The following is an 8,934-nucleotide window of genomic DNA, read 5'->3' on the forward strand; positions in this document are numbered from 1 at the left end:
TACCCGGGCGGCCCCGGGTACGGTCCGCCGGGCGCCTATGGCCCTCCCGGCCCCCTCCGGCCCTCCGGGCCCCCGGCACCCCCCGGACCGCCCCGCGGCACCGCCCCCGCTGAACCGCCGCGCGGCGCGCGCCGGGCCCGGCGCGCGCTGCCGCTGTGGAAGCGCCTCCAGCTCCCCTACGTCGCCGGGCTCGCCGTCATGCTGCCCCTCGTGATGGGCCTGCCCTGGTACCTCGACCGCCAGGACATGCTGGAGTCCGGCGCCATGCCGCCCGACCCCGTGCCCGTATCGGGGAGCGTCGCCGAGCTCGCCGGCAGCGAATGGGACTTCCGCGGGTCGGTCGTCGGCGAGACCGGCGGCTTCCCCCTCGCCGACGACCTGGAGCTGGTCGACGCCGTGTACGCGGTGACCCCCGGCGACGCGACCGCCGGCGAGCTCCTGGAGGCGTCCTGCTCGTTCCGTGCGATCGACGACCAGGGCCGTTCGTGGGAGCCGACCTCGGAATTCGATGCGCGGGAGCTCCCCGAGGACCTCGGATCGACCGGGTTCGGCTGCACCGATGCCGACGGCGAGACCGTGCCCGCCGGGGAGGAGACCGGCTTCGTCGTCAGTTTCGTGGTACCCGACGACGCCGTCGACTCGCTGCGGTTCGAGGTGCGGTCGCCCACCAGTACCGACCCCCAGGAGTCCCGGCCCGCCGCCGTCCTCTTCTCACAGCAGGGCTGACCCTTCGGCGGTACCGGCCCCGGCCGCCGCGGCGGGTCCGCGTCAGGCCGCGCGGCTCGCGCGGCGGGCCCTGCGCCCCGTGCTGGACTCCCCCACCCGGCGCAGCGCGACCTCGAACGTCGCGGCGAGCAGGCACACCCGCAGCAGCTCGTGCAGGGCGCCCACGGCGAAGTCGATCGGCGTCAGCCACGGCCACCACCAGCCGAGGAAGTCGTCGGGCCCGACGAGCACCAGGATCCCCCGGTGCAGCCACTCGAAGCCCAGTTCCAGCAGCACGTAGTAGAGGCAGAAGGACAGGTAGAACACCGGGCTGACCCGCAGGATGAAGCGGAACGCGTTGAGGAAGGGCGTGTACTTCTCGCGCATGCCCCGCTGGGCGAAGCGGCCGATCCCGGAGGCGGCGCCGGGGAGCCGCCCGACCCGCTCCTCGATCCGGGCGGCCCGGGTCCCCTTGGAGAAGAGCTGCTCGCTGGATTCGACCTCGGCGCCGTAGATCACCGCGGCGATCGTGAGCCAGAGCAGCGGCCCGACCAGACCGTCCTTCAGGTGGCCCCACGCCGTGGCGACGCCGTCGAGCGCCGCCAGGTAGCCGGTCTCGAACGGCAGCGAGGTGAGGTCGCCGAGGGCGCGGAAGGCGTCGAGCACCCCGGTCTGCACCCCGACCCAGAACACGCGCCCTTCGAGCCACTCCTGGCCGGTCGTGGTGATCTGCACGACCGAGAAGACCGCGAAGAACATCCAGTTGGCCTCGAACAGGGCGGTGAGCACACCGAGGACCTTGTTCTCCCGGCGCACGTAGAAGGTCTCGCAGAGCATGCGCAGCAGGTAGGAGCCCACCGCGATCGCCAGCGGCAGCCCGAGCGCGCTGAGGCTGCCGGATTCGAGGTAGCCGTCGAGGCCCCGCTCGTTCAAAAGTCCCTGGCTGTAAACGCGGAACTCTTCGCCGAACATGCCCCAGGCACTGTAGAAGAGGAGGAACGGCAGGATGGCCATGGCGATCGCGTCGACCACGTGCCGTTCGCGGGCGCCGAGGGTCGTGCGCTCCGGCGGGAGCGCGCCCACGAGCTCGATGTCCACGGTCGGCAGACCGGGGCGCAGCATGTGGAACATGATGATCGTGGTGGTGAGGGTCACCAGGACCGAGACACTGAGCCCGAGGAGGGCCACGGTGGCGTCGATCTCGGAGAGGCGGACCATGCCCCGCATCAGCATGTCGTGCAGGAAGGTGCCGACCGCATAGACGAACAGCAGTGGCGCCCAGTACCGCCTCGCGAGGTCGAGGGAGTACAGGGGGAGCTTTCCGGCAGAGATCGCCATCCTGGTCATAGCGGGCACATCCTAGCGTCGTGCGAGGTCGGAGTGGTGGGCGGTGGAGGGGTAAGAGGTGGCCGAAGGCGGCCGGAACCGAACGGGATCCGGTGCGTCGGCGGACCGGAGAGACGGTGGGCGGGGGCCGCGCGCTCCCGGAGGCGACGACGGCGGGAGATCGGATGAGCGCAGGCGACGGCGACGGATGGGTGGAATTCCCCGACGGCTCTCGGCGCTGGGGCAGGTACGGGGCGGCCGGCCTGCTGCTGCACGCGGCGGGGACGACCGGGGCGAGCGCGCCGCCGGAGGGCGGCCACGTGCTGTTGCAGCACCGGGCGGTGTGGAGCCACATGGGCGACACATGGGGGATCCCCGGCGGTGCGCTCGACAGCGACGAGACCGCCGTGCAGGCGGCGATGCGCGAGTTCCACGAGGAGGTCGCGGGCGACTCCGGCGACCTGGAGCTGATCGGCGTCTACCGGCAGGAGCTCACGGTCTGGCGGTACGACACCGTGCTGGCGCGGGTCGTGGAGACGCGCCCGCTGACGCCCGGCGACGGCGAGAGCCAGGAGGTGCGCTGGGTACCGCTGGACGAGGTCTCGGCGCTGCCGCTGATCCCGGCGTTCAGAGGGGTGTGGCCGGACCTGCGCGCGGCGCTCGCGCAGCGGCTGGAGGTCGTGGTGGACGCCGCCGCCGTTCTGGGGACGCCGTCCCCCGAGCCCGACTCGGTCGTCCGGCTGCGCGACGACCTCGCCGCCCTGGCCGCCGACGGGATCACGGCCGCGGCGCTGCCCGATTCGGTCTCCCTGGCGCCGCTGGAACGCTGGTTCCCGCGGATCCGGCTGCTGGTCGGCGGCGCCGTCGCGGGTGTGCTGCCCCGCCCCGGTGTGGAGCCGGTGGCGGTGGGCGATACGGGGCCGGACCCGCTCACCCACACGTGGCCGGACGCGGCCGGCTGGGCGGCGTGGACGCAGCCCGGGACCCTGGTGGTGTCCGCGGGCCCGCGGCGCCCGGGCGGCCCGGAGGTCGTTCCCCCCGGCTGGCTGGTGGGCCCGAGCGGGCTGCTCGCGGTCTGATCCCGCGGTCGGCCGCGCCCGCGGGCACTTCGCCGCGCCGCCGGTCGTTGTCCGGGCAGAGTTCCGTCCCCAGCCTGTGGACCGCGATGTGCGGACACGGGCCGGGACAGGTGCCGATCGGCCGGGTCAGGGGTAAGTCAGGGGTGTGCCCTGATGCGCCGCCCGCGGCCACGGCGGCACCCTGGAAGCGTCGGCCGCTTGGGCACGGCGCGCACCGCTCACGAATCAAAGGAGCAGACATGACGCTGGAGCGCGGCAACGCATTCACTCCCGTCGCCTCGGCGACGATGATCTGGCCTTGGGGCACCGCGCTGGCAGCAGGGGCGGTCAGCGGTGTCGCCTCCTTCCTGCTGACCGGGCTGTCGCTGTCGAGCGGGCTGACCACCGCGATCTTCTTCTTCTCGCTGGTCGGCGGCGCCGTGGCCATCCTCGGCAGCAAGGGCGACCGCCGGGCCCGGCGCTACGCCGGGCAGTACCCGTGGCGCTTCGCCGCCGCCCCCGCCCTGCTCGGCGGGGGCGCGACCGCGGTCGTGTCCTACGCGATGATGCTGCTCGCGGGCGCGCCGATCGCGGGCCTGTTCGGTGCGGCGTGGGTCGGCCTGGGCTCGGCCGCCGTCATCTGGGTCATCCTCGGCATCATCGGCATGGTCGCGGGGAACAAGTCGGCCTGAGCCCGGGGTTGCATCGGACCATGGGCAATTCTCAGACGGGGACGACCACGCGCTCTATGTCGACGTCAACCGAAGCTCGCCAGAAGATGATCGAGCGGGTCCGCGGGCTCCTCCGCATGGCGGAGGACCCCGCGGTCACCGACGCCGAAAGCCAGGCGTTCACGGCCAAGGCCGCGGAGCTGATGACCCGGCACGCCATCGCCGAGGCCGATGCGCGTGCCCAGCGGGGCGAGGCCGCCGAATCGGTCACCCGGCTCGACTTCCCCGTCTCGGGGGTCGGGGGGCACGGCAAGGCCCGGGTGAAGGCGCTGGCCGGCATCGCCGCGGCCTACGGCTGCCAGTCGGCCGTGCGCGGCAATACGGCCGCCAACACCGAGCGGATGCTGATCATCGTCGGCACCGTCACCGCGCTCGACTCCCTGCGCGTGCTGCTGCCGTCCATCACCATGCAGATGGAGGCGTCGGCCCGGTTCACCGCGCGCGAGCACGTCACCGGCCTGCGGGAACTCCGCAATTATGATCGTTCCACATTGGCCACCGAACGCAGCCGTTTCTACCGGTCGTTCATCCGCGCCTATGGATACGCGGTGGCCGAGCGGATCCGCGAATTCCGTGCCCGGCTTCGCGACGACCCGAATGCGGCGGGCGGCACGGCCGAATCCGGGAACGACGGCGAGGCGGCACGCAGCGGTGCGGAAGTGGTGCTGCGCGCCGATGTCGATCGCGTTCACGAGGAGTTCCAGCGACGTTTTCCGCAGCTTCGCCCGACCAGGCCCGAGCGCACGCACCACCGTGCGGGGTACCGGGCGGGATATCTGCGGGGCCGCCGCGCGGAACTGGGGATGGAGACGGCGGTGGGCGGCGGGGGATCGTCGTCGCTCCCCGAAGGGGAATAACGGGGGACCGGTTCCGCGGCACCGCCGCCGATGGACTCGTGATCGGTGGAAAACCCTGTGGAAAACGCCGGAGAAACCCGATGATGGCCAGAAGTGCCTGTGGATAAACCACGTGGCGGAGGATTTTCCACGCGTACGAGCAGAGCCGTGCCGACATCTCGCAGACGGCGCACCGTCACCCGCCCGTGGCGGTTTCCCCCGCGATTTTCCGCAACCGTGCCCATGGCGAAGGTGACACAGATCACCTAATGGGGAAGGGTGGAGTGTGGAGCGTCTCCCCGCGGAGAGGAAGCACACGCCGATGTCCACAGCCACACTCCTCCGGCCGTTTCGCGCCCATAGGACCGCCCTGTTGACGACCTACCGCAGCGACGGCCTGACGTGCGTCAACACCCCAGTCACGATCGTCATCGACGACGGCCGCGTGCTGTTCCGCACGTGGGAGGACTCCGGCGAGGCCGAGCGGCTGCGCCACCACCCGCAGGCCGACCTGCGGCCGTGCACGCTGCGCGGGGAGCCGGTGGGCGGTCCCATCAGGGGGGACGTCGGGCTCCTCGAAGGCCCGGGATCGCAGCACGCCGAACGGCTGCTCGCCAGACGCCATCCGATGCTCCAGCGCTTGACCGTGCCGATCTCGCTGCGGCTGCTGCGCTACCGGACCCTGCACTACGAACTGATCCCCCGGGTCGAGAGCGAGGAGTTCGAGAACATGGAGGGCTGCCCCGACTGAAGGCTCAGGACCGCAGCGGCATCACGAGGTAGCGGAACTCCGGCCGGGCGCCTTCCCCGGCCGGCGCCTCGGCAATCACCACCGGCTTGGTGGGCTTGGTGAAGTGCAGGTACGCGGTCTCGCCCTGCACCCCCGCGAGGCCGTCGAGCAGGTATGCGGGGCCGAACGAGACCCGCATGGGCTCTCCCTCGTACCGCACGTCCATGGCCTCGGCCGCTTGGGCGTCGTCGCCGGACCCGGCTTCGAGGACGACCTCGCCGGCCGAGAACGACAGCCGGACCGGGGTGTTGCGGTCGGCGACGAGCGCGACGCGCTTCACGGCTTCGAGCAGCGGCGCGGTGGCGATCTCGGCCCGCGCCTCGAACTCGGTGGGGAAGCGGGATTCGTAGCCGACGAAGTCGCTGTCGATGAGCCGGGTGGTGGTGCGCCTGCCGCCGTTCTCGAACCCGATCATCCCCTCGCCGGGCGCCGACCCGCCCGCGGCCGCGGCGGCCGAAAGCGCGATGTGCACGTTGGAGTTCGCGACGAGCGACCGCGCGGTGTCGTGGAGGGTGCGCGCGGGAACGAGCGCCGAGGCCGAGAGGTCGGCGTGCTCCGGCTTCCACCACAGTTCGCGGACGGCGATGCGGTAGCGGTCGGTGGCGGCGAGGGTGAGGCTCTCGGCGGTGAACGCGATGTTGACCCCGGTGAGCATCGGCAGGGTGTCGTCGCGGCTGGCCGCCGGGCTCACCTGGCGCACCGCGGTGGCGAAGGCGTCGGCCGCGAGCGACCCCGCGGTGCGCGGCATGTCCGGAAGGGTGGGGTAGTCCTCCAACGGCAGCGTGAGCAGGGTGAACCGCGCGCTGCCGCAGGTGACCAGGACGCGGGTGCCGTCGGACTCGACGTCGACGGGCGCGGCGGGCAGGTTGCGCGCGATCTCGGCGAGCAGCCGCCCCGACACCAGCACCGCCCCGGGCTCGCCGCCGGTGACCTCGACCTCGGCACGGGCGGAGACCTCGTAGTCGAAGCCGGACAGCCCGAGCGCGGAGCCGGCGCCGGGCAGGTCCAGGCGCATGCCCGCGAGGACCGGCACGGCGGGGCGGGCGGGCAGGGCGCGCGCGGTCCACGCCACGGCGTCGGCGAACGCATCGCGGTCGACCCGGAACTTCACGGAGCCTCCTGTGGTGCCGGCCGGGCGTGTGGTGACCCGGGTCGCAGCAACCGTACCCAGGGGCGGGGACATTCGTATCGGGGCCGGGCGCGCTCGTATCCGGGTGGGGCACGGTCGTATCCGGGTCGGGCCGCGCAGCCGCCGGGGCTACGCGGGGGCGGCCTTGAGGGTCCACACGACCGTCATGGAACCGGTGACCGTTCCGTCCGCGGTGCGCAGCTCGATCTCGACGGGGAACTCCGGGCGCGCCCCGGCGTCGAGCTCGGCGACGACCTCGCGGGGGTCGCGGCCCAGGCGGGCGTCGGCGACGACGTCGCCCATGGCCCGTCTGGCGTAGTGGATCTCCGCCGAGACGGCGAGGGGGACGGCGCGGTCGAGCCGGTCGCCGAAGGCGGCGAGCACGATCGCCCCCGAGGCCGATTCCGCGAGGGTGAACATGGCACCGGCGTGCGGGCCGCCGATGTGGTTGTGGTGGTCCTGCCGGTCGGGCAGGCGCAGCACGGCGTGCCCGTGGTCGAGGTCGACGAACTCCACGCCCAGTGTCCGCGCGAACGGCACCGCTGCGAGGAACCCCGACTTGACCAGCTCCGCCGTTTCGGCGTTCATCGTTGCCATGGACGGCATGTTACTCACGAGTAGCACGTGCGATCCAGCCCCCGCGGGAGCCGCCGCCGGGACGCCGATCGGCGCGGCGCGCCCACCTGCCCCGACGTCGGCCGGGTCCGGACGTGGCCATAAGCGGCCGAATCGCCCCTGACGCGGCCGATGGCAATGATCATTGGAACGGAATGGACGCACGGGGCGTCCCATCGACGGCATCGGCCGGAGCGCTCCGGCCTGGAGGGGGAGGCGTGAAAAGGGGTTCGGTATACGGGGGCGGCCTCGCCGTGGGACTGGCGCTCGGCGTCGCACTGGGCCTCACCATGGAGAACCTCGCGATCGGCATCGCACTGGGCGCCGGCATCGGCGTGGCCCTGGCCATCGGCTTCGCGGATCTGAAGCGCCGATGACCCGCCGCCCACCCCGCGGGACCGTGCCGGCGAGGCCGGCCACCGGCCATCGCCGCCGGTCCCCGCGGGCCGCGGCCGAGAGCGCCGGGCGCCACCGGCGCACCGGCCCGCACCCGGCCCGCACTTCGCGGCAGGCCGCGGTCCCGCCGGGTGCCCGCCGCCCCCTGGACCGCCACCCGGCGCCTCGGCACCCCGCACGCCCCCGCGGCACCCTGAACCGGGCACACCACCGTGCGCTACTCTGGAGCTCCAGCCGATAGGCTGGCCCGATGGAGGGTTCGCATAGTGGCCGAGTGCGACGCTCTTGAAAAGCGTAAGATCCTCAACGGGATCTCGTGGGTTCGAATCCCACACCCTCCGCTCACACCCGAAGACACCGCAGGTCGTTGGTCCTGTGGAGGGTTCACGAAGGCTGGGCGTCCCCGGACCGGTGCACATTCGGTGCACATGGATCGGGACGGTCGGCCTTTGCCGTTTCACGGGGCAGGGTCGCCTTGATCCGTGCGGCGTCCATCGTTTCGGCCACCTCGCCCCGGCGGTCGGGGAACAGGTGCCCGTAACGGTCGAGGGTCATGATCGCGGCATTGCGCCCGAGCACCGCATGAACGACCTTGGCGTCCGCCCCGGCGGCGATGGCGAGTTTGGTGCTCAACTCAAACCGTCTTCAAGAGGACGACACGCGCAAACCAGGGGCCAGCGGCCCCGGCATGGATATCCGCACATACCGGAGCCCTGGTGTGGTGCGCGGCCGGGGGAAGGCCGTTACCGGTGTCCGGCCGCGCAGCTCGGTCCGCCCTACTGGCGGTTGTCGCCCCAGAAGACGCCGTCACCAAGCTCGGTCAGGTGCTGTGCGATCCACGGCGCCGAGAGCGGAGAGCGGAAGGCGGAGCCCACCCGACGCGGAGGGTCTTCGAGCTGGCGGACGAAGATCTCAATGTCCGGCTCGATCAGCGTGGGAACGTGGTCGGCGTTGCGGTCGGCGGTGCTGGCGATCCACAGGTGTTCGGTGCGGCGGATGGTCCAGCGCTCGGAGTAGTGCAGGCGCAACAGCGCCAGCAGCGGATCAGCGTCGGTCGCCATCATGGCGTACCGATGGCGTTGAAAGCCGCCCAGGCCGCCTGACGGCTCGCTTCAAGGGATGCCCGTTCCGCGGCTTCCCGCTCGCGCACCCTCCGCTCGTGAACGAGGATGTACGGCCGGACGTAGGACCGAGGAGCGCCGTATTGTCCGGAGGAAGGCATAGCTAGTCTTGTCATCGTTCCACCTGCTTTGCTCAGGTTGGGAGCACGCCCCCGGACGGCGCCCACCGTCGCGGGGGTAAGTCATCGGCAATCAGCGGCCACTTATGTATATATCTCGATCATCGG

11 protein-coding genes and 1 tRNA gene are annotated in these 8,934 nt (G+C 72.1%); 7 read left to right on the forward strand and 5 right to left on the reverse strand.

Going from position 1 to position 8,934, the window contains the following annotated elements:
• Positions 1-198 precede the first annotated feature (198 nt).
• The gene (locus tag ACFO4E_RS19485) at positions 199-726 is read left to right on the forward strand and encodes a hypothetical protein (protein WP_378576830.1); all 528 of its coding nucleotides are present in this window, start codon (positions 199-201) and stop codon (positions 724-726) included.
• Positions 727-768: 42 nt separating this feature from the next.
• Here ACFO4E_RS19485 and ACFO4E_RS19490 read toward each other — a convergent pair whose 3' ends face one another.
• Positions 769-2,052, reverse strand: coding sequence for a hypothetical protein (locus ACFO4E_RS19490; RefSeq protein ID WP_378576831.1), 1,284 nt, complete (start codon positions 2,050-2,052; stop codon positions 769-771).
• Between the two features lie 164 nt (positions 2,053-2,216).
• Here ACFO4E_RS19490 and ACFO4E_RS19495 point away from each other — a divergent pair, with 164 nt between their 5' ends.
• From ACFO4E_RS19495 to ACFO4E_RS19510, 4 genes are all read left to right on the forward strand, one after another.
• Complete coding sequence (locus tag ACFO4E_RS19495) at positions 2,217-3,110, forward strand: NUDIX hydrolase (protein ID WP_378576833.1); 894 nt, start codon at positions 2,217-2,219, stop codon at positions 3,108-3,110.
• A gap of 239 nt (positions 3,111-3,349) precedes the next feature.
• A complete protein-coding gene (locus ACFO4E_RS19500; RefSeq protein WP_378576835.1) occupies positions 3,350-3,781 on the forward strand; it encodes a hypothetical protein in 432 nt (143 codons plus the stop codon).
• A gap of 86 nt (positions 3,782-3,867) precedes the next feature.
• Entirely contained in the window at positions 3,868-4,677 is an 810-nt protein-coding gene (locus ACFO4E_RS19505) for a DUF2786 domain-containing protein (protein ID WP_378576934.1), read from the forward strand.
• Positions 4,678-4,978: 301 nt separating this feature from the next.
• Positions 4,979-5,407, forward strand: coding sequence for a PPOX class F420-dependent oxidoreductase (locus tag ACFO4E_RS19510; RefSeq protein WP_378576837.1), 429 nt, complete (start codon positions 4,979-4,981; stop codon positions 5,405-5,407).
• 4 nt (positions 5,408-5,411) lie between these two features.
• On the opposite strand, the gene dnaN is transcribed toward ACFO4E_RS19510, so the two are convergent.
• Both dnaN and ACFO4E_RS19520 read right to left on the reverse strand, forming a co-directional pair.
• Entirely contained in the window at positions 5,412-6,557 is a 1,146-nt protein-coding gene (gene dnaN, locus ACFO4E_RS19515) for a DNA polymerase III subunit beta (RefSeq protein WP_378576838.1), read from the reverse strand.
• Between the two features lie 147 nt (positions 6,558-6,704).
• Positions 6,705-7,172: a DUF4442 domain-containing protein gene (locus ACFO4E_RS19520; protein ID WP_378576840.1), complete on the reverse strand. Its 468-nt coding sequence runs from the start codon at positions 7,170-7,172 to the stop codon at positions 6,705-6,707.
• Between the two features lie 236 nt (positions 7,173-7,408).
• Here ACFO4E_RS19520 and ACFO4E_RS19525 point away from each other — a divergent pair, with 236 nt between their 5' ends.
• Both ACFO4E_RS19525 and ACFO4E_RS19530 read left to right on the forward strand, forming a co-directional pair.
• Positions 7,409-7,567 carry a glycine zipper domain-containing protein gene (locus ACFO4E_RS19525; protein WP_378576842.1) on the forward strand — a complete coding sequence of 53 codons (159 nt, stop codon included), beginning with the start codon at positions 7,409-7,411 and terminating at the stop codon, positions 7,565-7,567.
• Between the two features lie 271 nt (positions 7,568-7,838).
• Positions 7,839-7,927, forward strand: a tRNA-Ser gene (locus ACFO4E_RS19530).
• A gap of 43 nt (positions 7,928-7,970) precedes the next feature.
• Here ACFO4E_RS19530 and ACFO4E_RS19535 read toward each other — a convergent pair.
• Both ACFO4E_RS19535 and ACFO4E_RS19540 read right to left on the reverse strand, forming a co-directional pair.
• Entirely contained in the window at positions 7,971-8,219 is a 249-nt protein-coding gene (locus ACFO4E_RS19535; RefSeq protein ID WP_378576844.1) for a hypothetical protein, read from the reverse strand.
• Positions 8,220-8,362: 143 nt separating this feature from the next.
• On the reverse strand, positions 8,363-8,650 hold the full coding sequence (locus ACFO4E_RS19540; RefSeq protein ID WP_378576845.1) for a hypothetical protein: 288 nt from the start codon (positions 8,648-8,650) through the stop codon (positions 8,363-8,365).
• Positions 8,651-8,934: the final 284 nt, after the last annotated feature.

The organism is Nocardiopsis mangrovi, assembly GCF_042653925.1.
Taxonomy (GTDB): Bacteria; Actinomycetota; Actinomycetes; order Streptosporangiales; family Streptosporangiaceae; genus Nocardiopsis_B; species Nocardiopsis_B mangrovi.

What these genes read in the sequence shown, in the direction of transcription:
- ACFO4E_RS19485 (WP_378576830.1), top strand. Translation starts at nt 199, where the DNA reads ATGCTGCCCCTCGTGATGGGCCTGCCCTGGTACCTCGACCGCCAGGAC.
- ACFO4E_RS19490 (WP_378576831.1), bottom strand. Translation starts at nt 2,052, where the DNA reads ATGACCAGGATGGCGATCTCTGCCGGAAAGCTCCCCCTGTACTCCCTC.
- ACFO4E_RS19495 (WP_378576833.1), top strand. Translation starts at nt 2,217, where the DNA reads ATGAGCGCAGGCGACGGCGACGGATGGGTGGAATTCCCCGACGGCTCT.
- ACFO4E_RS19500 (WP_378576835.1), top strand. Translation starts at nt 3,350, where the DNA reads ATGACGCTGGAGCGCGGCAACGCATTCACTCCCGTCGCCTCGGCGACG.
- ACFO4E_RS19505 (WP_378576934.1), top strand. Translation starts at nt 3,868, where the DNA reads ATGATCGAGCGGGTCCGCGGGCTCCTCCGCATGGCGGAGGACCCCGCG.
- ACFO4E_RS19510 (WP_378576837.1), top strand. Translation starts at nt 4,979, where the DNA reads ATGTCCACAGCCACACTCCTCCGGCCGTTTCGCGCCCATAGGACCGCC.
- ACFO4E_RS19520 (WP_378576840.1), bottom strand. Translation starts at nt 7,172, where the DNA reads ATGGCAACGATGAACGCCGAAACGGCGGAGCTGGTCAAGTCGGGGTTC.
- ACFO4E_RS19540 (WP_378576845.1), bottom strand. Translation starts at nt 8,650, where the DNA reads ATGATGGCGACCGACGCTGATCCGCTGCTGGCGCTGTTGCGCCTGCAC.